General features: G+C 60.9%; 16 protein-coding genes and 2 pseudogenes. All 18 read right to left on the bottom strand.

Annotation, left to right across the window (positions count from 1 at the left end; all coding sequences use genetic code 11):
- Positions 1-26: 26 nt before the first annotated feature.
- The 18 genes and pseudogenes from LRS53_RS23055 to LRS53_RS22970 all read right to left on the bottom strand — a co-directional run bounded on the left by LRS53_RS23055 (position 27) and on the right by LRS53_RS22970 (position 24328).
- Positions 27-3371 carry a cold shock domain-containing protein gene (locus LRS53_RS23055; RefSeq protein WP_143075328.1) on the bottom strand — a complete coding sequence of 1115 codons (3345 nt, stop codon included), beginning with the start codon at positions 3369-3371 and terminating at the stop codon, positions 27-29.
- Positions 3361-5913: a chromosome partitioning protein ParA gene (locus tag LRS53_RS23050; protein ID WP_093257396.1), complete on the bottom strand. Its 2553-nt coding sequence runs from the start codon at positions 5911-5913 to the stop codon at positions 3361-3363. Before LRS53_RS23050 ends, LRS53_RS23055 begins: the two co-directional genes overlap by 11 nt.
- Positions 5914-5916: 3 nt before the next feature.
- Positions 5917-7857 (bottom strand): hypothetical protein, encoded by a 1941-nt coding sequence (locus tag LRS53_RS23045; protein ID WP_093257393.1) that lies wholly within the window; start codon positions 7855-7857, stop codon positions 5917-5919.
- On the bottom strand, positions 7851-11300 hold the full coding sequence (locus LRS53_RS23040; RefSeq protein WP_093257390.1) for a DEAD/DEAH box helicase: 3450 nt from the start codon (positions 11298-11300) through the stop codon (positions 7851-7853). Before LRS53_RS23040 ends, LRS53_RS23045 begins: the two co-directional genes overlap by 7 nt.
- Positions 11297-12538 carry a protein kinase domain-containing protein gene (locus LRS53_RS23035; RefSeq protein ID WP_231357427.1) on the bottom strand — a complete coding sequence of 414 codons (1242 nt, stop codon included), beginning with the start codon at positions 12536-12538 and terminating at the stop codon, positions 11297-11299. Before LRS53_RS23035 ends, LRS53_RS23040 begins: the two co-directional genes overlap by 4 nt.
- Before the next feature lie 79 nt (positions 12539-12617).
- Complete coding sequence (locus LRS53_RS23030) at positions 12618-13334, bottom strand: PP2C family serine/threonine-protein phosphatase (RefSeq protein ID WP_093257384.1); 717 nt, start codon at positions 13332-13334, stop codon at positions 12618-12620.
- Positions 13331-13798: a VWA domain-containing protein gene (locus LRS53_RS23025; RefSeq protein ID WP_093257381.1), complete on the bottom strand. Its 468-nt coding sequence runs from the start codon at positions 13796-13798 to the stop codon at positions 13331-13333. The genes LRS53_RS23030 and LRS53_RS23025 overlap by 4 nt, the downstream gene beginning before the upstream one ends.
- Positions 13795-15585: a Card1-like endonuclease domain-containing protein gene (locus tag LRS53_RS23020; protein WP_093257379.1), complete on the bottom strand. Its 1791-nt coding sequence runs from the start codon at positions 15583-15585 to the stop codon at positions 13795-13797. The genes LRS53_RS23025 and LRS53_RS23020 overlap by 4 nt, the downstream gene beginning before the upstream one ends.
- Positions 15582-18347: an FtsK/SpoIIIE domain-containing protein gene (locus LRS53_RS23015; protein WP_093257375.1), complete on the bottom strand. Its 2766-nt coding sequence runs from the start codon at positions 18345-18347 to the stop codon at positions 15582-15584. Before LRS53_RS23015 ends, LRS53_RS23020 begins: the two co-directional genes overlap by 4 nt.
- On the bottom strand, positions 18344-18574 hold the full coding sequence (locus tag LRS53_RS23010; protein ID WP_093257373.1) for a hypothetical protein: 231 nt from the start codon (positions 18572-18574) through the stop codon (positions 18344-18346). The genes LRS53_RS23015 and LRS53_RS23010 overlap by 4 nt, the downstream gene beginning before the upstream one ends.
- Positions 18567-18902: a hypothetical protein gene (locus LRS53_RS23005; protein ID WP_093257371.1), complete on the bottom strand. Its 336-nt coding sequence runs from the start codon at positions 18900-18902 to the stop codon at positions 18567-18569. The genes LRS53_RS23010 and LRS53_RS23005 overlap by 8 nt, the downstream gene beginning before the upstream one ends.
- Positions 18899-20209, bottom strand: coding sequence for a hypothetical protein (locus tag LRS53_RS23000; RefSeq protein ID WP_093257369.1), 1311 nt, complete (start codon positions 20207-20209; stop codon positions 18899-18901). Before LRS53_RS23000 ends, LRS53_RS23005 begins: the two co-directional genes overlap by 4 nt.
- Before the next feature lie 16 nt (positions 20210-20225).
- Positions 20226-20495, bottom strand: coding sequence for a WXG100 family type VII secretion target (locus LRS53_RS22995; protein ID WP_093257366.1), 270 nt, complete (start codon positions 20493-20495; stop codon positions 20226-20228).
- On the bottom strand, positions 20495-21220 hold the full coding sequence (locus LRS53_RS22990) for a vWA domain-containing protein (RefSeq protein WP_231357426.1): 726 nt from the start codon (positions 21218-21220) through the stop codon (positions 20495-20497). The genes LRS53_RS22995 and LRS53_RS22990 overlap by 1 nt, the downstream gene beginning before the upstream one ends.
- A 410-nt stretch (positions 21221-21630) precedes the next feature.
- Positions 21631-22332 (bottom strand): annotated as a pseudogene (locus LRS53_RS22985) (IS256-like element ISPa46 family transposase); the annotation flags it as partial.
- 64 nt (positions 22333-22396) lie between these two features.
- Positions 22397-23137 (bottom strand): annotated as a pseudogene (locus tag LRS53_RS22980) (leucine zipper domain-containing protein); the annotation flags it as partial.
- A 66-nt stretch (positions 23138-23203) separates the two neighbouring features.
- Positions 23204-23461, bottom strand: a complete 258-nt coding sequence (locus LRS53_RS22975) for a hypothetical protein (RefSeq protein WP_177344861.1) — start codon at positions 23459-23461, stop codon at positions 23204-23206.
- Positions 23462-23851: 390 nt separating this feature from the next.
- The gene (locus LRS53_RS22970; protein ID WP_093257363.1) at positions 23852-24328 is read right to left on the bottom strand and encodes a MarR family winged helix-turn-helix transcriptional regulator; all 477 of its coding nucleotides are present in this window, start codon (positions 24326-24328) and stop codon (positions 23852-23854) included.
- Between the last annotated feature and the right edge of the window lie 157 nt (positions 24329-24485).

Here is a 24485-nt window from a genome sequence, read left to right as displayed (position 1 = left end):
ATGCACTGATCTAAGGCTTCCGCAGATCACTCGTCCGGACTGTCAGAAACTCGAGTGATGTGGATTGCGTTCGCGCCATCGTCACCGGTCAGATACAGGCGCAGGGCAAAAAGTAGGTCTGGCGTAAGGTCACCCTCGGGTTTTTCGATATTGATCTGTACCCTGCAGGACATAACGACAGTCGATTGCGCAACGAGTTCGCTCACCCGTTCGACGCTGCGGGCCAAGGCCTTGGTTATCTGTTGATGAGGTTGGAGCAGCATCCTCAGTTGGGTATCCGCGGCATCACGCGTGCGAAGCACACCCAGCAGGAGTTCAAGCAACTCGGTGTTGGCGCGCATCCAGTTGACAGCAGCTCTGTCGCCATTGGCACTTTTCTTCTCAGGACATGGATTGATTTGACCCAACGCCAGGTTGAGAGACGTCAACACCATTGTCATTTGCGCAGAATCGAACTGCTCAACGAAGTGCCGGTCTCGCCATATCGCGCAAGCAAAGGTGCGCAGGACGCTTTCCGTGATGTTTCGCATGAGGCCCGAGAAAAGGGCTCGCTGCCAGGGTTCATCCAGGCGTCCCAGCGCGAAGCCAATGGCTTGCGGGTTGCGAATGCTGCCCTTCTCGAGCTCCCCGGCTAGGTGCTGGATGAAGGTGCTTGGGGCGTCTTTGTGCATGCAACACATCAACACGAAAATCGCGTTTTTCACCGATGCTGGAAGATCGTCCTCCTCCAGCAGCGAAACGAGATAGTCAATATGGATGCGGGCTGCTTCGGCAAAGACGCCGGGGCAGTCGGCGTCGTCGATGGAGTGACCATCGCGCCATGTCTGGATGACGGGGTAATACAGGGATTTGCGGATCTGGGTGACGAGGTTCTTGCTGGTGGTTTCGTCGAACCGCTTCAGTCGTTGCATTTCCTCGTGATGCTCGCCTGCGACGCGGCGGCCAGAACACTTGCCGTCCTGTTCGTGGCGTTCGAATGAAATGCTGTCGCCGACGCTGAAGTCCGTGTACGCATGTCCGTCCAGGATATTTTTCTGATGAACGAACACGCGTTCCTGTGTGGTGCTGGTGGTGGCGAAAGTGAAATAGCCTCCGTTCTTGTCAGGGCGCCACTCCCTGCAGATCACGGCCTTCGTCCTGGCTCTGGGGCGGATGTAGATATCCTGGTCCAGTCGCGCGATCGCGCGGGTTATCCAGTCGAGCAGGTCAGTGGTTTCACTGCTGCCGGGTTTTGGTACATGGCGCAGATCGGCCCAGGCCATAGGAGCGGGATACTCCGGAGCGGGGGCGTCGGTGACCACCAGATCCCTGGTACGCCGCCAGGTGGCTCGCACGTGTGCGAAGGCGCCATTGCGCGGGATGAACGTCAGTTGATAGGGATCGTCGGCCCCGTATTCGAAGGTCAGGTGGAGCGCACAGTCGACACTTTCCTCCAATGGAAACGCGGAAGAATCCAGGCGGGCCGAGTAGCCGAGGTCTTCGCTGCTGTCGCCAAGGAAGAGCGGGAACTGGTAGAACGGTCTCTTCGCCGGGAGGGTGAAATCTTCCTTTACCTCGATGCTGACCGGTCTGCCACGGATCGGAGTGACCGTCGTGCCGCGGGATACAAGCTGGAAGCGCTGCTGACGTCCGTCCTTGAGTGCCTTGATCGTCAGTTCAGGTATCTGGTCGCGCCACAGGGGGATCTCTCCGGCACGCTGTTGCAGCGCATGAAAATGAAGGCCTCCGGATACCGGGCTGTCCGTCACGGTGATGGAGAAGGCGAAGCCGCCGATGCGTGGATCCTGTTTCAGCATCGAGGTATCGAGGGAGGCCGGCCTGGCCGGGACAGCCGGCGGATGCCATTGGTCCTGGTCGTCGATGGAGGCGATGGCGCAGCCGGGTTCTGACTCCTGCGCAGGAGTGTCCGAGAGGATCACCGGAGGATGCCGCTCCCAGTAGAAACCTCTCGTTTCCGGGAGCTTGTCCTTGAGCGCCGGATCGAACCTGGCGACCAGTCTCGTGACGCAGGTCGTGCCGCCGACGTTGTCGATCACGACTATCGGAAAGCCAGCGTTCACTTTCGAGTAGTCCACGCGTTGAACAGCGGCGGCAATACTGCGGGGGAGCGGCACCGCGCCCTGGAAGCGAGCGTTGAGATTGCGCCGGGTGACGTCGAGTTCGAAATCACTGAGGGCATCGGGCACGAGCCAGATCAGCGTGTCGCTCCTGAACACCTCGTGCAGTCTGGAGGTGAAGGCGCGTGCAGCGCGGTCCAGATGCTCGGGAGCGGCTTTGGAGAAGAACAGATCCGTCGGGAACAGGGTCGTCACCTGTGGATGCCGATAAATCGCGTCTGAGATGAACAGGTCAAGTGCTACTTCGGTGTTCTCGCCTTGCCATTGTTGCCATAGGAAAGACCCAGGCAGGTACCTGGCCGCTTTACCCGCGGCATAGCGTGGGAGTGAAGTCGCCAGATCAACGCACACCGGTGTCCGGATTTCGATCCTTGTGTCGCGCTTGATCTTTTCCGGTACCGATTGCATCGCGACGCTGTTGAACCAGGGGCGGATCTCGAAGGTATCGAAGTCGAAGAAAATCGGCATGTCTGCCAGGTAGTGACGACCCTCGCTCCATATCCGGCTGTAGGTGATCCAGCGATGCCGGGTCTGGCGACGCGCGTGGACCTCGGACAGGTCGCGAGCGGTGTCATCCTCCAGGGTCTGCAGCCAACGCCAGGCGTCCCATACCCGTCGGTAATCGCGATGTGACAAAAGCGTGTTGTTGGGCGGCAGGTTCTCCCAGCTCCCGATGTCCCGCGTTTCTCCGGAGCGCAGCCAGGACAGGATCGTCAACAGCAGGTCGTCCTGTCGATCATGGCGCTCGCCGCACAGCTCCAAGTGTTGCGCGAGACGCACCATGCATGCCTTGAACAGGCGGTTCTCCGGCAGGTCGACGGACTGGAACCGCCGAACACCTTGCAGATAGGGGTTGCCTGCGAGCTTTTCTCGCAGGTTGCGTCCGGGGCGATTGCTCAGCTTGATGAAACTGGTGGCATCGAGTTCGCGCACCGCATGGGCGGGCAGTAACGCTTGATCCCGGCGAGGTGCTTCGTTGAGGCCGCGGACAAGCCGATCTACCGCCGCGCGGCAATGTTCGGTGATGCGCCAGAGGCGGTCGCGGCACGGGGATCCTGCCTCGGGCGGTGAGTATCTGGCGATCCTGGCCAGAAATACCGACAGTGATTGAGGCAGCGCCTGCCCGCTCCTGGGGTCGAAGTCGACGACATGGCAGAACCAGTCCGACTGCTCGAGAACCTCGCTGATGGCGGCGCTGTCTTGCGCCACGTTGCGGCGTACGGAGTCAAAGCTCAACAGGCGTTCACTGGTCATGGCCGGCGATTCTCCCTTTCCTGGCGTTTTCCTCCAACGTCCTGCGCAATTCGTTTCGTTTCTCCGGGGACTTCAGGTTCCAGACCCTGCGGCGCTCGTCCGGATCCGTCAGGCCTGTGTTGAACAGGGAAGGCGGTTCTTCCAGGGTGTTTGAGGTCGGAATGGCGGGGTGGGCGTCGTGTTCCAGCACCGCTGGCGAATCAGATGCGTTGAGATAGTTCGCCGATTGCCAGATGAACTGGCCGTAGCCCAGCTCGCAGGCTATATCGAAGTCCTCGGTGAGGTTGAAGGGACGGCCACCGATGCCATTGACCAGTTGGTTGCGGATCTTGTCGAGGCACTCCGTCTTGCTCTTGCCGCGAGTGTCGATGCCACGCAGCTTGGGCATGACCTTCTGTACCAACTGGTCTTCGAACGCAGTATGCATTGCGTCGGCAAGTCGGGATGGGGACGTGTCATTCTTGGCCGCCCGGACCTCCGGGTAGTTGGCCATGTAGTACTCGATGGATTGCCATACCCGATGGCCAAGTGCCCGACCAGACACGGATAGTGCTCCATTCAACGCCTCGATGAAGGCCATGTACGGCTTGACTTCGTCCTCCGAGAAGCTGCTGCCTTCTGCCAGCCAGCTTTGCCAGGCGGTTTTGTGCAGCGCCGGGCCGCGATTCCGGTCATCAAGCGGCAGCAATTTCAGGCGGCGTTTCAATTCGGTCGGCCGCGGGAAATTGACGATGATGGAACGGTCCAGAACCTTGTCGGAAAGAGACTTGGTGGTTTCATCCTGGTTCATCGTTCCTGTCCACAGCACATTCCGGCCCAGCGGCAGTTTGTAGGCTGGCATGCCTGCCCCGACCTTCACCGGCAGCCAGGGCACGTCGTTGCCCTTCCTGCCACGGCGCAGCTCGAGCTTGCTCAGGAACTCGGCAAAGTACAGCTCCGGATGGGCAAGGTTCATCTCGTCGAGCAGGACCAGGCACATAGCCTCGGATAAGCCGGGGTAGTCCTCGCTCCAGGGCTTCTGGCTCTGCGCGAGGAAGTTCAGTACCGGTTGGGCGTCGAACTTGTTGTCGATCGAGTTGAAGAAGCCGAGCATGGACTCCTGCGAGTCCCAGTTCGGCTGGACCGACAGCGGCTCGAAGAAAATGCCGCCGAAGTGGGCGTACAGGCGGGGCAGTTCGGACTTGCCGGTGCCGGAGACGCCCGAGAGCACGGTCAGGGGCGACCACTCGGCGGTCTTGAGCGCCGTGTGGAAGGCGTTGAGGATCCGTGGGTTGAAACTTAGGCCATAGTTTCTGCACGCATTGCTGATACCCTTGAGCCAGATCAACTCGTCGATCTCCGCCTTCACCGGCAGCGTGGCACGATCCACGGCGAAATGCGGCCGTTCGATTTCCTTGTGCCGTGCCTCGACCTCGGCAGGGCGTTCATAGGCGGCACGGAGACGGTTGAGTTCGGCTTGTGCTTCGTTTGCTGCGCCCTCGAAGATCGAAGCCTTCTGCATCAAGGACTGGTTTTCCGCGGAGAGCTCGGAGTTCTTCCGGCGTAGCTGGCCAACCTCCGCAACGGCGGTGTCATTGCTCGCGATCTGTCGGGCAAGTTCATCCGCCCGGGCCTTGTGGGACCTTATTTCGGTTTCGAGTTCGAGGGTTCGCTTGCGCATCTCCTCGGTGGGCCGGTTGGCGAGCTCCTCACGCAGGCGCTTCAGTTCATCGGTCTGACTGTTCAGGTCCCGCAGGATCTCGGACGGGTCTTTCCCTCCGAGCTGGCGCTTCAACTGCTCGAAGACGCCCAGCAGGTCGGCCTGTATGGCAAGGGTTTCACGCAGGCGCCTGTTGTCCTCGATACAGGACTGCTTCTGCATTTCCAGTGATCTGCGCGCTTCCTCTAGGTTGCTCTCGAGCTCATCGGCGAATTGTTCACTACGCCGCTTGGATTGCTGTTCGAGCCGCTGTTCCTTGCGTTCCAGATTGCGCTCGGCGGCTTCCAGTTCCATCGCACGCCCGTGTACTTCGCTCTGCAAGGCGCACAATGCCCCCTTCTGTTTAGCCAGCTCGGACAGTTCTGCATCCAGTCGTGCGCGAGCGTCGTTCTGTTGTTTCGTCCAGGCCTCACGCAGCCTGCTCAATTCGTCGCGGATGCGCTCGCGCTCGGCGTCGCCGGCTGCGGATACTTCTGACAGGCGCCTGGACCGGAGATTGGCAAGTTCTTCTTCCAGAGCCGATAGCTGCTGCTCCCGGATTTCTGAAATCCGGCGCTCGCCCTCGGCGCGTTTCTGGCGCAACTCCGCATTCAAGGCGGCGCGCTTCTCGTCATGGTCCGCTGCGTGTTGCTGTTCGGCGAACTTGAGCTGATCTTCGCGCCGGCTGAGTTCGGCGGCTTTTCTGGCGAGGGCCTCTCGCTCGGCAGCTATCAGCTGTTTTTCTTCCTCCACGGCGTGCTGGCCCTTGGCGATAGCCTCGGGGAGCGCGATCTCGGTGTCGCGCAGCAGTTGCGCGGCGGCATCCTGCTTTGTGACGTCTTCCCTATTGTCGGATTGCTCCATTTCCTAAAACTCGATCAGTGCTTTGATGATTTTGTACGATGCCTTGCGCAGCTTCGCGACATCTGTGCTTGCTAATGGCAGTGGCTCATTACCGTGTCCGCGTCTGGCTATGAGCGCGGCTGCATCGTCGACGAAGGACGGTTGGGTCGCTGCGATCGACTTGAGGAGCAGCTCGTCAGCCATCAGCAGGAAGGCGATCATGCAGGCCCCGAGCGACTGGCCGCTGCCTTGCAGCGTCTGGCGTACAGCCGAAGCCCTGACGGTGCGCAGGCTTGGCGGCAGCCGATGGCACAAGCCGGACCCGATGGCCCTGTCTTGCGCTGCCTCGATCAGCAGTGCATCTGCCATGTCCGGTGGCAGCCAACGGTTCAGCGACAGCTCGAGGACGGACTGCATTGCTGCATAGAGGTCGCGGACGAACGCCAGGACATCTTCTCCCTCCTGGCAGGACAGGAAGACCCGTTCGGCATGGACGAGCCGCTCCTTCACGTTCGTCCCGAGGCGGTTGAATGCGCCGAAGCCGAACTCGTCCTGGATGCTCGCGCGGGCATCCAGTAACACGTCCGCGTAAGCGTCAGGGTTGCTGCTGGCGGTCGGCTCGCGGGTGAAGGTCACTTCCTGCAGCATGATCTCGATGATTTCGCGCACCAGTGGTTCTGCCAGCAACTCCGATTCCGGGGCGTCGGCACTGCCTTTGCCATGTCCCTTTTCGTCACGCGCCTTCTTGATTTCGAGTAGGCGGCTGATCAGTGCAGGATCGCGCGCAGCCAGACGTCGCAAGGGGTGAGAACCATCGAGCTGCGCGCGAAGGATGCTCAAGGCAAGCACCGTTTCCAGCTCTGCCTTTCCCTCCTGGAAGTCCCGCAGCTTGCCCTCCCGAACAGGCCTGAAACCGGATCCCGGTGGTAACAGCCCGACCTCGCTGGCCGCCCGACCGAGCAACTGCGCATGCTCCGCCTGCGGGGTGAATCTCAAGCGCTCGATATCACCTTCGAAGGGGCGCTTGGCACAGGCGTAGAACAATGACCACTCCACGGAGGCATAGAGCTGGGCGATCGAGCGGAACGCGGCGTTCGGCAGCAGCCGCAAGTTACTGATGAGCTTGGGGTATCGCTGCTGGTTGGCAGGCGTGTCGAACGGTTCTTTATTACGGGGATCCTGGGATGGCGAGCGCGGCTGGCTCAGTGAGGCTTTCCACTTGCCCAGCCACTCCGTTGCGTATTCATCCTGTTCGAGCAATTGTTCGAATGCCCGTTCGAGCACCAGTGAAAACCCGTTGCCGAAGGGATCTGCGATACGGAATTCGCCGTCGCTTTTCTGAATGGCGATAGGGCAGTCCAGGTAATACCGTTCCGGCTGCTCCACGATCATGATTTTGTGCAGTGCAGGCGTTCGCTCCGCTTTCCCGAACTCCGCGGCCCTTCTTTGCATCGCTCGCGTCACCTTGATCACATCCCGCTGGGTGGGCGGCATTTGCTCGGCAGCGAGAGCGCGAATCTTGTAGGCGGCCTGCTTCTGTTCCTTCTTGCGCAGCGGTTGGTGTTCCAGCAGTTGCATGAAGGGCAGGACCTGCCCGCTGACGAGCTCGCGAAACAGCAGCGCGGTCACGAATGCCGTAGCGCCGGCTTCGCTTGCAGCGTTGCTGCCGGATGCTTCAAGGACGTCGTTGAAATCGTCGATCAACCCTCTGTCCCGAAGACGCAACAGGATGCTTTCTACCAGGTCGCGCGGAATGCAGGTTTCCTCGGCCAGTGCCTGTGAGGTCATGTTTCCAAGGGCGAGCAGGCTGAGGATGACCTGCTCGAACGGGTTGAGGCTCAGGCCGTCTTCGTCAGGCTTGGGCAGGGTGATCCGGTAGGCGTCGACGGGCCAGGACAGATTGCGGCGTCGGCCGACGGTTGCCCCGAAGGGGGCAGGGGTGCCGTAATCCAGAAGTTTCAACATTCCAGCACGACTCCTTGTTCACGGCAGAGCTTATGGAAATCAACGAGCCCAGGAATGAACTCGGCTGCCAGGTCGCCTTCCAGCAGGCACGGGTCGCCGACCACTACCAACAGTTTTTTCTGACGGCTCATCGATACATTCAGGCGGTTGTAGAGGCAGAGGTGACCGAATAGTGATTGCGCCTGTTTCTCGCGGTCATCGGTGGTGGATTTCCACGGCTGTGGCACGGTCCTCACCGTCGACAGGAAGACCACGTCGAACTCCATGCCCTGGAACGAGTCCACCGTGCCGATACGCAGTCGCTTGTCATTGTTACCGAGTGTGCCGAGTTGCTGCCTGATGTATTCGGCCTGCGCCTTGTAGAAGGAAATCACCCCGAAGGTCAGGTCCTTGCCAGCCTCGCAATTCATCCATGCGAGTAACTGGCGGACGATCAAAGTGGCCTCGATCGGGCGAATCCAGCTGGTTCCGCTGCGTCGGTGCTTGCCTTTCTCCACGGGTACCGCCAGCCACGCGGCGGGTTTGCCGCCGGTATCGGGGAGGGCGTGGGCGAAATCGACTGTAGGCCTTCCGGAGCCGAACTTCTCGGAGGGGTCGAAGCGCTCGTAGAAGTTGCGGCTGATGAAATCGCCCAGCAGCTCATGCATGCGGTACTGCCTGTCCAGCGTGACCCGACGAGTGATCTTGTCGCCGTCCTCTAGGGTCTTCAGGCGCTCCGAAAACAGGTAGTGGAACATCGACTTTTTCAGCCAATCGGTTTCCGAAGGGCCGCTTTCGCCGTCTTCCATCCGGCGTGCGACCTCGTCATCGATGATGTGCGGCAGCTGGCGGTGGTCACCGACTAGGATGATGCGCCTGCCCTGTGCCATCGGCACCATCAGGTCGCGTGGCGAGACACGTGCGGCTTCGTCGACGATCACATACTCGTATTCCAGTTGCTGCTGGTTCAGGTTGGTGTCGCCCTCCCGAATGCCCTTCTGGAATTGCATGCTCCGGTTGACGCTTTGCTGGCAAGTCGCGGCGAACGCGAAGCTATAGTCGGATACAGCCTCCAGCATGGCGCGAGGGTTGTTGTCGAGCTGGGCGAGAAACTCGGCCAGTGCGGCGGATTTCCTGTCCCGCCCCGAGTGTCCCTTGCGCTTGATCTGCTCGATTGCGAGGCCTGCCAAGGCGACGATCTCGTCGTTGGCTTTTTCGATGCGGAAAACCGGGGGGGCGCTGAAGCGGGCGAGCAGCGTTCTCTTCAGTCTTGCCAACCGTTGCAGGAACGGCGGGAGGCCATTTTCATTGCGCCACAGGCTGGCATCGTCGAGCAACGCAAGGTCCTCGCGGTCCAGCACCTCGCCGAGATCGGCCAGCGCGTCGGCTGCGCGTTCGGGACCGTCGTCGGCGAAGCTTTCAGGCCGGCAGCGGAGGCGACGCACGACGTCGAGCCATTGGTGGCTGGCGCCGTTGAGCTTTTCTTCCAGGCCCATTTTCTTCTGCAAATTCTCGGCCTGACGCACCCGCTCTTCGCCCAGGACCGCAATGCCGAGCGCTGCGATCCGGGAGGCAAGGCGGGCGCCGAGCACCCGTGTCGGCGTCTGAAGGTATTGCAGGTACAGGTGCCGGATCTCCGTTTCCTGCTCGATTTCGGCGATCTGCGGGTTTCGTTCACGCAATTGGGTGGCTAGTTTTCCACACCACCCATCGAGTCGTTCCTCGAAGAGGCTGGCGTCATCCGTGGCTGCATTGGCGCGCTTGCCAAATTTCGGAACGGGGAGGCTGTTGAGCGAGAGGCGCTCGATCATGTTCTCGACCGCGTCGTGCTGGAACCCTGTCAGCAGCACCTGGCCCTTGATGGTAGTACCACGCTTGTCTGCCATTTCGTTCAAGCGCTCGAGAATGGCAGCGATGACCGTGGTCTTTCCGGTTCCGGGGGGGCCCTGGATAAGGGCAATGTCCGGCGTTTCCAAGGCACAGCTGATGGCATCCAGCTGTTTTGGCGTGGGAGTGTTCTTGAAGACCTTGTTCAGGACGAACGCCGTCAGCGGCTTGACAGGTGACGGCCTGCGAGTCTGGGTAATGACGCCTTTTTCCTCGATCAGCGGTCCGAGCTGGGGGTTGGCTGCCCGGCCTTCGAGAATCAACCGGCGCGCCACCAGGCGGCGCTTGATCTGGGCAACTTCGCCTGCGAGTGAAAGGATGAGCATGCCCGACTTTTCTGGAAGCCGTTCAGTCTTCAGCTTGAGCGTGTTCGATGCCTTGTCGAACTCGACTACCTTGTAATGCTTGGGGTTGGCTTGTAGTTCATCCTGAGGTGAAGAGGGGGGATTTTCCGCAGAGCGCTCGATGCCGCTGGCGAAGTCCTTGAAGAGCAGGGTGGGGTCGAGCAGATAGTCCGGGAGCTCCTCGACCGACCGGAGTTCGCCGGCCTGGCCTTTATCTAGGACTTTGAGTGCGGCCTCGGAGGCCTGGGTCACGCGTACGGCCACGGTTCCGTCTCTGTTCTCGACGGCGCCAGCAACGTGCAAGACTCCCACTTGGCGTGCCTTCTCCAGCAGCAGTTCGCCTTCGAGGTCGCCGAACTCGTCCCATTTCCTCAAGTAACTGACTTGTTCCTGCGTCAAGGCTGTCATCTGGGCTTTGGCAAGGAGCCGGATATGTCCGGTTCGGCTCCAGTCGGCGAAGTGAAGCTTGCCTTTGACTAGGCGTAGCGCGCGGTCCGGGTGCTTGCGGGCCTTGGTCAAGCGCGAGGTGAGGAAAATCGATTTGCCTTGGGATAACAGCTTCTCTGTCGCAACGAAGCGCAATCCATCCCCGCTGATGCAGAACGAGTTGTTGCGGGTTGGTTGCGCGCTTCGAGCGGGCAGTACGTCGCCGGGCGTTGCGTCCTGGGCGGCCTGCGATTCCGGGTCCGACGCCAGGTCGGTGTCGTCACCGCCTGCTGCTTTCTCTTCCTGGACGGGGTCGGGCTTGAGCATTTCGTCGATGGCCGGACCTGCGGTCAGGAAAAAGAAGTCGCTGTCGCCTTGTCGAAAGCAGAAATGGCGCTCCAGCAGCTTATAGAGCTGGTCACCCTTGGGGCCGCTCCTGCGGCGCTCGAGGCTTGCCATTGCCTGTTCGACATAGTCGTCCACGCCGATTTCCAGTTCACCCATCTCCAGGCACGGGCCGGAGAAAAAGGCGATCTGCAGTTCCATGCTTCCGTCGGCAGCACGATTGGTCAGTTGCGCGAGCAGAGCGCGGCCAATGGCGAGTTCGGCGCTCAGCCGCCGGGTATCGATCGGTGTGATGGTCTGCACTGCGATCATTGCGTCCTTGAGACGCAGCTCGAACTCATCGGGACGCGAGGGATCGTTCTCGATCGAGTAGACGGCCTGGTCGCGCCAGTCTGCCGAACAGTGGTCAGCCGGTCGGACGCGGATGGTAAGGATATCGGCCGGTATGTCTTGGAATTTCATTGCACGCCCGCCTCGAAGGTGAAGGTCAAGCTGTCGGGGAAAGCAGGAGTGCCTCGTACAGGACGCGCCGTCCTGGTGTTGAAGTCGAGGTCGACTTCGTACACCTGGGTCTCGTTATGATCGAACGAGAAAGGATGGAAAAGTCGGTGCGGCAGGGGGAAGTGCCGGGTGCTGGCGGGAATCACGATCTCACCCCGCGAAGTCCGGGCGCAGGCGAACGGCGGACGGGGTGCGCCGCAGTAAGGGCAGCGGGTGTGTTCGTCGGCCAGGTAGCTCATTTTGCAGGCATCGCAGTGCAACGAGCGGTCGAACGCCTTTTTCAGTTCCAGTGCCCAGAAGGCCATGGTTGGACGGCGATGCGGCTGTAGTCTTCCGGCCCCGAAGGTTTCTTGGAAGAGCCTCCGAAGCCCGGGTGTGGCGACCAGCTCACGCGGCAGCCCGCCACCCCCGGCGTTGGATTTGTCCTGCGCGTCATCGATGAAGGGCAGATAACCCGCGTACGCCTGTTCATCCAGGTCGGCGGTCTGGCTATCTTCGTCTGGCTCGGAGTCCCAGCCGCTGTCATCTTCCTCGGGTTCGAGCACTGCCTTGCCGATGAACGGATGGCAGAGTGCAAGGGTCTTGAAGGCCATGACCGCGAATGCCCAGCAATCCGAGCGTGGGCGCGAGGCATCGGTGCCACGCACCACTTCCGGCGCGCCGTAGGCTGGTGTGTAGACCGAGACACCTCCGCGAGCCATTTCGAACCGCAGGTTGTCGGCATCGATGAGCCAGACATCGTTCGATTGCGCACCGATGAAGGCGTTGTTGCTGGAGATATCGCCGTAGACCATTCCCGAGCAGTGCAGGCGGGCGAGGATGGCAGCGCACTCCGACAGTGCGAACAGGCGACGGCGGGTCGAGCCCGTACGAGCGTAATGGACGAGACGCAACGCTAGGTCTCTGCCAGGGACCTTCGCCAGCCATTCAGGAAGGATGAGCTGCTGCACTTCGAGGACCTTTTTCGTCTTGCCGTCGAGATCGAAGACGCTGAAGGGCGTCATGTCGTTGAGCAGGCGCATCACGTACCCTGGCTGATCCCGCAGGATGGCCAGCGGTAACGACAGTGGAATGCGCGGCGGCAGGGGCAGCAGGCGGATGTTCTGGAAGCGGTGACGCAGGTCGCTGCTGGTGTCCGGCTCACCCTGGGGGTTGAGCGGTTGCTTGATGGCCAGGTCCGCGTCCTTGGTGCGGAACACGACGCCTTGACCACCCCTGGCGAGCTCATCGGCTAGCGTATGGTGATTACCGTATTCGTCGCACAGCGGCGGTGTTCCTTCAGTCTTGTCCAGGGGTAATCTCCTCGCGACAGAGACAGGCGATGGTCTTGTCGTCGCTGTGCTTTGGGGTGGGCCATTTTTCGAGCATCGTTTGAAGACGCCGGTTGGCGGTGACCGCTGTCAGCGAACGGTGCGCATCGATCACGCCGGTCACGAAGCCGGGATTGTCCTCCAAGTCGTCTGCCACGCCGTCGGAGCAGAGCAGGATGGCCAAGCAATCCCGCTCCGGCAGCGAGGCGACCTGCCAGTCCCGCTCGGACACGCGCTGGGAAAGTGCTGCCGTGATGTTGGAAAAGCCTTGCGACTTGTCGTCCGCCAGGGACATCACCGAACCATCCGATCTGATTGCGGCGACCAGGCCATCGCCCAGCATTCCCAAGTGGATCACGCCGTTTCGCGCCCGGAAGGCGAACAGGCACGTAGCGGCGCAATCACGGGGTTCGAGTGGTGCGACGAGAGACAGCCAGTTCGACGTGATGCGTTGCAGCAGGGACGCCGGGTCGGCTTCGGTGCGGGAGCGGCAAGCCTGTGCTACAGCCTGGCAGGCCGCCTTGCTGCCGAAACTGGAAAACGGCTTCGAGCCGAGGCCGTCGGAAACCACGATGGCATCTCCCCAGCTACGGTGGAAGGCTGCCCATGCGTCCTGGTTGGGGAGGCCGGCAGCCAGGTGCGCGGGGCCTGGAACGCTGGCGCCGAAGCTCTTCCACAACGTCATGCCGAGGGCGCTTCCAGCCATCCGTCCAGTGCCGCGAACAGGGCCTCGGCCAGGAAAACGTCCGGACCTTTGAGCTGCGGATTGGCATCGGCGCCGGTCTTGATGACGCGTACCGAGTCGTGGGGAAGCCCCGCCCGCCACTGTTTCAGGTGCCGGGTTTCGGTGCTGGACCAGAAACCGTCGGTCAGGAGCAATACTTTTCCGTCGGGTGAATCACCCAGCAGGCGGGTTAGGGCGGTTGCGTTGGAGGTACCGCCGCAAACGAGCATGTGTTCCGGGTAGTCGTCGGTTATGGTCCAGTCGCTGAAGACGGCTTCGCTTCCCCAGGCGCACAGCCTGACCTGTACCCCTCCGCCGGCCAGATGTATCCACTGGGCGATGGTCGTGACCGCCGTTCTCGTGATGAATGGCTTGCCCCCCTCGCTCATGCTGCCGGAGGTGTCGCACACCAGAAAGAGTGTCATGCCGGCTCCCCGGCCAGCCTGGCGCGTGCGGCGATCCCGCTCATCAAGCTATCGAGCTGCTCCAGGAAGGAACCGCCGCAACAAAGTGCCAGCTTCGCGTCGCTGATTTTTTTGCGCACCGAGTCCGACCTTGGCGGGAAGCAGCAGGCGACGATTCCACGACCTTCGACGCCACCATAGAAGCGGACGAGGTTCTGCAGCTTCATCACTTGCTCCTGCGTGACCTTGCCCCCTTTGCATTCGACGATGTATAGCGAATGTCCGTCGGTGAAGGTGACGTCGAGCTCGTTGTGTTGCACGTCGCGGTGGAATGAACCGGTCATGTCCTGGTTGAGTTGCAGGGTGAGGTTGATTCGAAGGTCCCGGATGATGCCGCGCTCTTCGTAGGGTTTGCACTGTAGATAGACGAACTCTTCGAACCAACCACCGGACATGTATTTGGCGAAACCCGTCCAGTGCTTGAAGTGCAGGTTCAGGCCGTTGCCGACAACCGATGCCTCGGCTTCCCGAGTGAGGGTGAATACGAACCCGTGGCATTCGATGCGAAATGGTGTCAGTGGCTCACCTCTTTGCAGGCTTCTTTCGTGTTCGTTGTTGTATCTGCACAAGGCGGAGTAGGCGTCAGCGATCTTGCTCCGGTATTTCCACAGTGTCTTGGTCAGGCGGCGCCGGTCCGCCGATAGCTCGTCCTGGGGATCGACGGTCGACACTTTCAGCCCATCGCCATTGAGCAGCAGGAAGGTTTCAATCGAGTCGATGGGCCGGATGGTCTCCCGACGCAGGCTGTCGACATAGGTCACGCGCTGGTTGCGGCTGTCGAAGTAGAAGGGCACGGCACCCAGTGCCCTGGCTGCGGAAAGCGCGCCTGCGAACATCAGCTTGGTGCCGCCCGTAAGGTTCACGCCGATACGCGCGCCTGGCGGCAAGGTTCTGGCATGGGCAATGATCCTTTCCTGTACGTCCTTGGCATCCCACGGGTCGACGGGGAGTTCGTAGAAGTCTGCATCCTGGATGAACGCGCGCATGCAGGTCGCTGGAAAGTCCTGGGAGTTCACGAACACATGCCGGTTCGAGGCGAACTGGCGGATGCCCAGCAGCGATGGCATGCGTTGCTCGCCGAACAGGTGATAGGTCACGGCGAACCCTTCGTGGGCATTGCCGATCGCCGCCTGGCTGGCGCCGTGGCGCTCCAGCCAGGCGGCGGGCAGGGCAATGGCTTCCGGCGGTTTGCCGACAACGGGCGAGACTATGAGGCGTTTCTTCAGGTGAGGATGGGCCAGGGCCGCCAGTGCCCACATGAACGCCATGACCGGCGTGCCAGGGCTCAGGTACAGCGTCACGAGTTTCTCGCCGGCGGCTTTGGCGACGAAATCCAGGGCGCGCATGGCACAGGCGTAGATGCCTTCTGAGTCGTTCAGCTCGCGGGGTGTTTCGCTCTTCAGCGAAATGCGCGCCTGCCTGCCGAACCTTGGCAGTTGCGCCTCCAGCCAGCGGGCGAAGTGCGCGTGGGCGGCAGGCGTGTTGGCGAAAGTGGAGACGAAATCGTTGGTAACGCCGCGATCCTGTTGCTGGTTGGCAGCATGGATCGCCGCCAGCCGGGTCGCCAGGTCCGCGCAGGTGGGTGTCGACACGTGATCCTGGAGGTCGTTTCGCGTGTAGCCAAGAATGACGATTTCGCTATAGTCCTCTGCCGCCAGCGCTGCGGCGATCGGACCTTCCGTGCTTTCGAATCCCAGCGACGCGCGAAAGTCCGTGATGCCATACCAGGTGAGTAGAAACTTCTTCATAGGGAACTCTTGGCGACGTAGGGGCGGAACCAGGTCGTTTCACAGGTCATTCGGTTCACCAGAACGGCCCGGTTGGGCTTTTCGAGACCTTTGAACTTGCCGATGCCGGTGGAGACCAGCGAGCCGGCGTCGTCTTCGCTCATGCAATACCCCAGGCGCAGTTCGAAGCACGAAAGAAGGTCCTTGCAGGTCGATGCGCAGCGCTGCCAGCGCTCGACGAAGGCGAATACGAACACCCCCTGGCGCGGGCCATCCTCGGCAATGCGCTTGAGGAGATCGCCGGGGGAGGGTGGTTCACCCGGCTTGGGGGGCCTGAACGGGGTCGGTGGGTGCAACAGTCTTTCCGAATCGAGACCGTCGATGATCAAGGCGACGCGGCGACTGCCGATGGCATCGGCTATCGCTTGCAACGGGAGTGCCGCGATGTCGTCGAACACTTGCACGGGACCGCCGGGGGCGCGCATCTCTGAGGTGAATTCGCCTTTCGCGGTGACGCCGCGGGCGTTGAAGAAGATGATCTCGTCGAAACGGCTGGATGCCACCAGGCTGGACAGCGTTGCGTTGAGCAAGCCGTCGTGGATGGCATCGTTGTAGCCGCTGAACAGGACATTGAAGGCCGGGCGCTGGATGAGCGGAACCGTGAGCATGTCGGCGTCGAACGTCAGCTGTTGCCCGAGGAGCAGGGCGCCGTCCCCTGAACAGACGTTCTGGTAGGTAGTGGCGCAAGGCGGCTCAGGCAGGCGGGCGCCATTGAAGATCCGGGTCTTGTCCACCATGCCCTGGCGCGCGGCTTGCTGCGCCAGCGTGCTGATGTGTTCGAGGCAAGTGTCGCTGTCTGCCAGGGGTATCAGGAACTTGACGTTGCCGGACCTGGCTCCGTTGGAATTGTTGATGATGCCTTCGGGCGGGCTCTGCAGCTCCGACGCGGCCCAGTTGTTCGCGCCCAGGATCATCGCCGAGTCTTCCTGGCCGCAGGCCAGGGCAATGCGGCAGCCCAGCTGGGTGATGATGCTGCCCAGGGACATGGCGTTGATGCCCTTGAGGGTCTGTGTCGCGAGCAGGACATGAATGCCGAATGAGCGCCCCTGCTTCAACAGTTGCGACAGGAATTGTTCTGCCGCCTCCGCTACCGGGCGTGTGCCGGCGAAGAGCACCTGGAACTCGTCGATGACCAGGAGGATCCTGGGTAGCTGCTCACCTGTGCTGGCGCGGAATTTGGCGAAGTCGGAGACCTTGTTTTCCTTGAATACGTGTCCGCGCCTCTGCAGTTCACCCACCAGGTGGCGAAGGACCGTGACGCCGTATTCGGGATCGCTTTCCGTGGCGACCAGCCGGGCATGGGGAAGGGGCGGGTCGGCATAGATGTTGAATTCCGTCGATTCCTTGTAATCCAGCAGGTAAAGGTCGACTTCCGCTGGCGAATAGCGCTGGCACAGGGAGTGGATCAGGACGTGCAGCAGGTTCGACTTACCTGACCCGGTCTTGCCGGCGAGCAGTGCATGGTGTTCGGACGTCGTGGCACCGAGGACGAAGGAGGCGGGCGCGCCGGCGGCCGTCCAGCCGATCGGGATGTCGAAGCCTGCGCAGGTCGTGGCGCCCTTGGAGAAACCAGACCATAGATCCTCCATGGACCGGCTGAAGCGCGCCTGCCGGGCGCACTCTTCGGCGAGCGCCGAAAGGTAGGGGCCAAGCTGTTCTTGCCTGGGCCATTGCTCGGACTTGCAGCTCGATGAAAGGCCGTTGCGCGCGACGGACGAGGTCGCGAACAGGGCGTCAAACGCTGCGACCGCCTGTGCTGCGGTTGCGCGGAATTTCTCGTAGCGCTGGTCCTGCAAGCGGTGCTCGTCGATCGCGATGATCGGCAGGACGCCGCAGCGCGGGCCGTTCTCGCACAATCGCTGGAGGAACCACAGGCTTTTTTCGGACAGTTGCTCCGGCGCATCGAACAGCACCAGCACCTTGTACGCAAGACGGCAGTCGGGGTTCTTCGCGTTGTACGCCGACCAGTTTGCGGACTCGTCATTGAAGCGATGCTGGAGCAGTTCCTCGATGTCATCCGTCAGCCGGCCGAGCGCAGACTCGATCTCGTCCGCGCGCGTCAGCACCCGTTGTTCCGGAACCAGTTGCTCGACCTTGAGCAGGGGCAGGAACGGCTCGACCGATTGTCCCAGTCGCAGCGGATCGATGAATGTCAACTCCAGCTGCGCCGGGGGCAGGGCAGAGAGCAAGCGCAGCAGCAGGCCGGATACCCACTGCGTGTGGCCCGTGTGGCCTTGGGAAAACGCCAGGGCGCTGGAGAACGGGAAGGGGATGGCATTTGGCGTCGAACAGCAGAGATCCTCGAAGCTCAGTTGCCGGGAGCCGAGATACAGGCGCGCAGGCATTTCCGTGACCGCCCATGGCGTCGTAGGGACCAGATCCGTCAACGCTGGCTGTTCGCGGCGAAGCCGCCCGCTCGCACGCAGCGCATCGGTGGCGATTCCCTCCCATTGCCGAACGAAGGCTAATCGCCAAGCCGTTGTCCGCTGGGTGCGGCTGGTGGTTGTCTGTCTTTCTTCATCAGCGAGCCGCCGTAGGGCCTCTTCCGTTGAGGCGGCCAGGGCGGTTTGCACGTCTTTGCGCAGCCCCTGAAGGGTTTGCTCTTTCCTGGTCGCGGCCGCATCGAATTCGCGGTCGATGCGGGCGAGGCCTTCCTGATAGTCGGCGATGGCTTGCATGGCCCGGGAGACAATCGGGTCCGGATGCTCCGGCGATCCCTTCATGCGTCACGCTCCCCTTGAAGTGCGCCGACGCCTTGCGCTTCCTCGAGGAGACCGTCGATGGCCGTGACCTGACGCTGGTAGTCTTCGCTGAAACTGCGCAGGCAGGCGATGTTCTCCTGGATCGGGAAGAGCACTTCGTTGGCGATGGAGGTGCCGAATCCATCCCGCACCCCAGCGTTGAACCTGTTTGCGCAGGCCGCCATCAGTCCCATGACATCGTCAAACATCGGCATCTCCCGACTCATCGTCCATGGGGAGTTCCAGGACATGCGCATCGGTGGCGATGCCTGGAAGCAACGAAGCACAACGCTCGCCCGGCAGCAGGTAACCGGATTCGAAGTCCGGATCCTCGCGCCTGATTTCGCTCAGGAACCTCTGCCACCGCTCCTCGGACAGGTCGATCGAGCGGCAGCCTGCGGTCAACTCCAGCAATTGCGCCGTGGCCTCGTCCACGTCATCCATGTCGCCGGTATCGACCGAGCGCTGCAACTGCTCCACTCCTGCCCGGACCTGTTCAAGGATGGCAGGCTCCACTACGGCAAATCGCACTTTCATGGCTGTTCTTCCTGGCTCTGGCGGATGAAATCAAGACAGGACAGGTCTATCTCGTTCTTGCTCGGCAGCATGCCTATCAGAGGCGAGCCCGCCTCGCGCAAGGCATCGCGCAGTTCTTTCTCTTTCTCGGGCGAAAGGTCCTTGATGTCCCGCGAGCAGAGCGTGCATTGCGCATCCGCTTGCTTGTGTCCTTCGGCCTGGAACACCATGTGGTCCTTCTGCGCGTAGAGGTACTGGGCCTTGCCGCACTTCACCTCCAAGGCCAGCGAACCGCCCACCGGTGCCCCCATGCCCGGACCACGCCCCAGTACGACCGGGACGCGCAGGTCGGTTATCAGCAGGTCGGTCTTGGTGTACCGGCCGTCGTCGCCAACGAACGTCCGCCCTTGTGTCTCGATGCGACCACCCAGTGGCGCCAGGGCGTGGCGAGCCAGTTGCTCACCGAATTCGCCGCACAGCTCGATGCGGACCTTGCGCACGACCCCGTTGCGCTCGACATCGCCTTTCGCGGCAACCCATTGCTCGCGGAATCTGTCGACCTTCGCCCGATACTCGGGATTTCGTTCGTACAGGTATTCCTGGAGCATTTGCCGATGCTCCGCCGACAGGTTCATTCGATCCCGCAGTACATCCGGTGTGACGACGCCACCCTGTTTCACCGGGTCCCACTTCAACCAGGAACGGAAGTCCGCAGCGACGGGATGGGTCGCGAGGTAGGCCTCCAGCGCTTGCTGGGCCGCAGAAAGGCGAGCAACACCGAGATCGATGGCCTGGCCGACGCCGAGAAGCCGTGCATTGCACTCCTGCTGCGCATGCGCCAGTGCCTGCGCAGCCATCGAGGCTGCCTGCCTGGTCATTTCCAGGCGACGTTCCATGGCCATTCGGTTCTCCATGGCCCGTTCGAGGTCGGCCCGTGCCTGCTCCAGCGCGTTGCAGGCCTGGTCCACCTCGGCCCTGGCCTGGTCAGCGCAGTCGTGCTCCCAGGAGCAATCAGGACTCGACCCGTCTTTGTCGAGCGGTTGGGCGATACAACTGGACAGCGAACTCTCGGCGGCGTCGAGACTGGCGTATGCGGTGTCCACGGCCTGCTGGGCGTCCTCGGACGCCTGGCCGGCGTCTAGTTCCTGCTGCATGGCGTCGTCCAGCAAGCTCTCGCTGTGCCAGGAGGCGTTTTGAGCGTCTTCGTACTTGTGCTCTGCCAGGGCAACCTGTGCACGGCAGGATGCCTCCAGGGCCTCATGAACGGCCTGCAGGTCGCGCACGAGGTCCTCGAGGTTTTCCACTTGTCCTATGGATACGAGTGCCATTGCCCTAGCTACGTCCTCAGCTTTGAAGGTACTCGCGCAGGCGCGACGCCAGGGCGATCAAATAGGGCACCTGTTCTGTCGCGTTCGCATTGAACTGATGGAGTTGCTGGACGAGCATGTTGAACTCCTCCTCGAACTGGGAACGTTTCTCGTCCTGCCAGGTGTCACCGAGCGACAGGAATGCGCCATCTAGGGCGCCAACACTGTCGTTGAGCGAGTCGGTGAATTGCTGTAGTGCATGCGCAAAACGCTCCAGCTCTTCCGGATCTCCGATTGCCTGTGCCATTACCAATAGCCTCCATCATCTGCATCGGGTGCCGTCGGCACCACTGAGCCCTGTCGGGCGCCGATGGTCGCTGGCTGAACATCAATCGAACTCGCTGGCGGGATGGCGTTAGGTGCCTGCGATTTGGTGCGGATGGTCACCGACATGGTCACGAACTTAAAGAAGTCCTTCATTTGCCGGGCATTCTCTGCGTAGAAAAGCGGGTTCTCCGTGCCCTCGATGAATGCTCCGAGAACTGCCTCGTCGGCGTCGGCACCGATGGCCATGGCCATGCGATCGCATTTCGCGGATCGTCCTTCGTTTACGAAATCACGCAACGCGCCTTTCCAGCTATCGCTCGGTTGTCCGTCCGAGACCAGCACTACGGTCGGACGATAAGCGCGCGATGGAACGACGTTCTTGTCTTCAATTATTGCTTTGGCCATTTCAAGCGCGACACCCAGTGGAGTCATGCCGCTGGCTGAAAGTGTTTGCCACTGAATGTCGTTGGCACTTGCTAGGGGTTGATGCAGCGTGACTTCTGAGCCGAACGTGATGATTGAGACCCAGATTTCGGTCTCGCTGGTCTCGTTGCCGCGGAACACATCGAGCATGTCGCGCACAGCGGCATTGAGGTTTTGAATCTTTTCGCCGCTCATGCTACCGCTCACATCGAGCAACAGAAGGACCGGTAGTGGCTTGGCGTTGGGAGCTGTAAATTTTGAGGGGTCAAAGGGAGTGTTCAAAGGCAAGACTCCTTAATCGATAAGAATGGATAGGCCGCGTTGCATACCGCGATGATTGCGTCGGAGGGTTGAAATATAGATGTATGCGTTGCAGAGGATCCTCTATGGAGGTGCCTCAGTCTGCTTGCGTATGGCGCTACCACTGATGTGTGGGAAACAGTGGGCTGGCTGAGTGCGCGTATCCTGATCTGGCAGGATATTGTCACCTGTTGCATGAGACTTCCTTGTTCTGAGTCGTCAACAGATAAACAGCTGTCCGAAGCCGAGGAGACCGATGTTACTCAGTTGGGTGGCGACGTGCTATCCGTTTGTTGGTGCTGGCCTTACCTGATTCATGTGTCGATGAAGGTCTGACGCTGGGTCCTGATGGCGCTCTAACTGTCAGTACTGTGATGGGTTACAGGTCTGTCGAAGATGTCCTGCACGCCACGGTTACGCAACTCGGTTACCACCTGCAACCAGAACTTGGCGCCCTCGTTCTGGGCGATCCATAGGCCGAGGATTTCCTTCTCGCCAGCCAGATTGATGCCCAACGCCAGATACACCGCCTTCACTCGCACGGCGCCTTCGCGCACCTTGGTGTGGATGCAGTCGAGGTAGACGATGGGGTAGACCGCATCGAGCGGGCGCGACTGCCAGGCCTTCACTTCATCGGCTACGGCATCGGTCACCGAGGAGATCAGGCTGGGCGACACCTCGGCACCGTACATTTCCTGCAAGTGCGCCTGGATCTCGCGCACAGTCATGCCGCGGGCATACAGCGAGAGGATCTTGTCGTCGAAACCCGCCCAGCGGGTCTGGTGCTTCTCGACAATCTGCGGATCAAAGGTGCCATGCCGGTCGCGCGGCACTTCGATGGGCAACTCGCCGAACTCACCCTTGAGTTTCTTCTTGCTGAAACCGTTGCGGGTGTTGCCAGTTGGATTGCTTACCGGCTGATGCTTATCGTGGCCCAGGTGGTGGGTCAGCTCAGCATCCAGCGCACGCTCAACCAGCTTCTTGGTCAGTTGCTTGAGGATGCCGTCAGCACCGATCAGGTCTTCAGGATTCTGGTAGTTGGCCAGGAGCTGATCCAGCAGCTCGTCGGTGATGGGATGTTGCGTCTTGCTCATGGTGTCTCCGGTTCGGAGCGACAGTGTCGCTCATGAGCCGGTTACACAAAAATTCGGACACCCTCGTACGGGGCGTATAGGGTTTGGTGCGGATATGTTTCAGTCCAAGCCGAGCGCACAAGCGCCGAAACGAACGAGAGCGGTAGCAGGCACCGTTGTCTGTCATGACGCGTTCAAAGCGGATACTCAGCCCGCGGTAGTAACGCACCGCCTGTACCAAGGCTCGACAGGCGCTGCTGCCGCGCTCGTCCTGGTGCAGGCTGGTGAAGGCCAGCCGGGACGCATCGTCGATGGCCACATGGACGAACTCCCAGCCGGCGCCATCGCAGCCCTGCTGACGATTCCCTGTCACTCGGTGGCCAGGCCTCCAGAATCGGCCAAGCTTCTTGATATCCAGATGTAGCAGGTCGCCGGCATTGGGGTATTCGTAGCGCACCACCACAGGAGCGGGTTCCAACTCGGCCAAACGATGAAAGCCTGCCTGTTTGAGACGACGCGCAACGGTACTGACGGCCACGCCGAGTAGTTGGGCGATCTGTTGATAGGTATGGCGAGATCGGCGTAGCTGGATCAACTGTGCGACCCGATCATCCGGTGTCTCATGCGGGCATGAATGCGGACGTGATGAGCGATCCATCAAACCGGACTCGCCCTCCTCACGAAAACGCCTGAGCCATTTGTAAGCCGTGCGAACACTAACTCCCGCCGCTTGTGCCGCATCCTCGGCACGCAGCCCTGTGAGCATGCGCTGGACGAGAAGGGCTCGACCTCGAGGGGTAAGACGGGCATGTTTATGCAGGTTCATCCGGGGCTCCTGGAAGGCTGTGTTGGTCGCGCTTCCAGAATTCCGGGAATGCCCCGGATGAACAACCTACTGAGAGATCACACCTAGCCCAGTGGCCGCCGCCACATCCTGACCCTGCACGGCGCTCTGCATGTCCCAGGATGCCATTGCAGCGTTGGCGTATAGGCGCTGGAACAACGCCGGCGCCGACGGCGTGGCAAAGCACAGGGCGAGGAAAGCGCCGATGGCATCCAGATGCGTGCACAGATCAGATGATACCAAGTCCCTGTAGATCTCCAGGTGCGGCACGATTTGCGCCGACGCGAGCTCGATGACTCCGTCCACGTAGACCGCACCGAAAATAGCGCTGTCCCCATAGGCGGCCAGGTAGTTGGATATGACCGTAGTGCCCAGGAACCACCCTACGAGCACGGGTTCGCGCGCACCGGTAGCAGCAATGACGGCCGCTAAATCGTCGGCCCAGCGCCGATCCTCCCGATAAGCCGCAGCATCGGACGACTTGCCGGAAAGGCCATGGCGCCCGGTTGGTCACACAGCTCTCGGTCGAGGGCTACCGCGCCGCGTGCCAGCGCGGCGGGCTACGGCTGCCAAAGATCATCCAGGCGTGAGACGTGCTGCAATACGCCTTGGCCAACTACGAGGCGGCGATGGATCACGCGGCGCGCTTGGCGCTGCACGAGAAGCCTTTCATGTCATAAGGCTTCGGCTGTAGGATCAAAAGTCATCGAGGTTGTGGAACACTGTTTCTAGCAATCTGCTCAACCGTTGGATCTGCGCATCGGTTAGGCCTGTAAAGCTGCGTTTGAATAGCTCGCTGGTAGCGCCCTGCATGCGTTCGATATTCGCAAGACCCAATGTGGTAATACTCACCTGAGTTACGCGGCCGTCTTCCGAACACGTGGCGGTGTCGACTAGGCCATCTTCTTTCATGCGATACACGATCTTGGTAATTGTCGGAAGTTTAGCGATGGCATGGGTTGAAATCTCCGATATGCTCGATTCACCATTTTCCTTAAGGATCCAAAGTACCCGCCAGCGCGGGACGTCGAGGTCGATCTTCTTCAGCACCCGCTCCATGGATTGCGTGTAGCGCCCGTGTACGCGAGCTAGCCAATAGAAGGGAAACTCCTCTTTGCAAAATTCTTCACTGGTGGGGTCGTAGCGGCTGCGGCTTTTTTTCGGAATGCTCATCAATTACTCAAGCTACGGGCAATAACAGGTCTCACAATAATAGACATTTTCAGCAAATTGAACATCACCCTCTGGACAGGGGAGTTTGCTAGAAATGGTTGTTATCATGATTCACACGTCGCTGCCATAGCCCGGTGGGCAGCTGATCCAAGCGGGC

The organism is Pseudomonas sp. PLB05 (genome assembly GCF_021106615.1).
GTDB lineage: Bacteria > Pseudomonadota > Gammaproteobacteria > Pseudomonadales > Pseudomonadaceae > Chryseomonas > Chryseomonas benzopyrenica.
This window is presented reverse-complemented; position numbering and strand designations above follow the sequence as displayed.

What these genes read in the sequence shown, in the direction of transcription:
- LRS53_RS23025 (WP_093257381.1), bottom strand. Translation starts at nt 13,798, where the DNA reads ATGACACTCTTTCTGGTGTGCGACACCTCCGGCAGCATGAGCGAGGGG.
- LRS53_RS23040 (WP_093257390.1), bottom strand. Translation starts at nt 11,300, where the DNA reads ATGAAATTCCAAGACATACCGGCCGATATCCTTACCATCCGCGTCCGA.
- LRS53_RS23055 (WP_143075328.1), bottom strand. Translation starts at nt 3,371, where the DNA reads ATGACCAGTGAACGCCTGTTGAGCTTTGACTCCGTACGCCGCAACGTG.
- LRS53_RS23020 (WP_093257379.1), bottom strand. Translation starts at nt 15,585, where the DNA reads ATGAAGAAGTTTCTACTCACCTGGTATGGCATCACGGACTTTCGCGCG.
- LRS53_RS22970 (WP_093257363.1), bottom strand. Translation starts at nt 24,328, where the DNA reads ATGAGCATTCCGAAAAAAAGCCGCAGCCGCTACGACCCCACCAGTGAA.
- LRS53_RS23000 (WP_093257369.1), bottom strand. Translation starts at nt 20,209, where the DNA reads ATGGCACTCGTATCCATAGGACAAGTGGAAAACCTCGAGGACCTCGTG.
- LRS53_RS23045 (WP_093257393.1), bottom strand. Translation starts at nt 7,857, where the DNA reads ATGTTGAAACTTCTGGATTACGGCACCCCTGCCCCCTTCGGGGCAACC.
- LRS53_RS23015 (WP_093257375.1), bottom strand. Translation starts at nt 18,347, where the DNA reads ATGAAGGGATCGCCGGAGCATCCGGACCCGATTGTCTCCCGGGCCATG.
- LRS53_RS23010 (WP_093257373.1), bottom strand. Translation starts at nt 18,574, where the DNA reads ATGTTTGACGATGTCATGGGACTGATGGCGGCCTGCGCAAACAGGTTC.
- LRS53_RS22995 (WP_093257366.1), bottom strand. Translation starts at nt 20,495, where the DNA reads ATGGCACAGGCAATCGGAGATCCGGAAGAGCTGGAGCGTTTTGCGCAT.
- LRS53_RS23030 (WP_093257384.1), bottom strand. Translation starts at nt 13,334, where the DNA reads ATGACGTTGTGGAAGAGCTTCGGCGCCAGCGTTCCAGGCCCCGCGCAC.
- LRS53_RS23050 (WP_093257396.1), bottom strand. Translation starts at nt 5,913, where the DNA reads ATGGAGCAATCCGACAATAGGGAAGACGTCACAAAGCAGGATGCCGCC.
- LRS53_RS23005 (WP_093257371.1), bottom strand. Translation starts at nt 18,902, where the DNA reads ATGAAAGTGCGATTTGCCGTAGTGGAGCCTGCCATCCTTGAACAGGTC.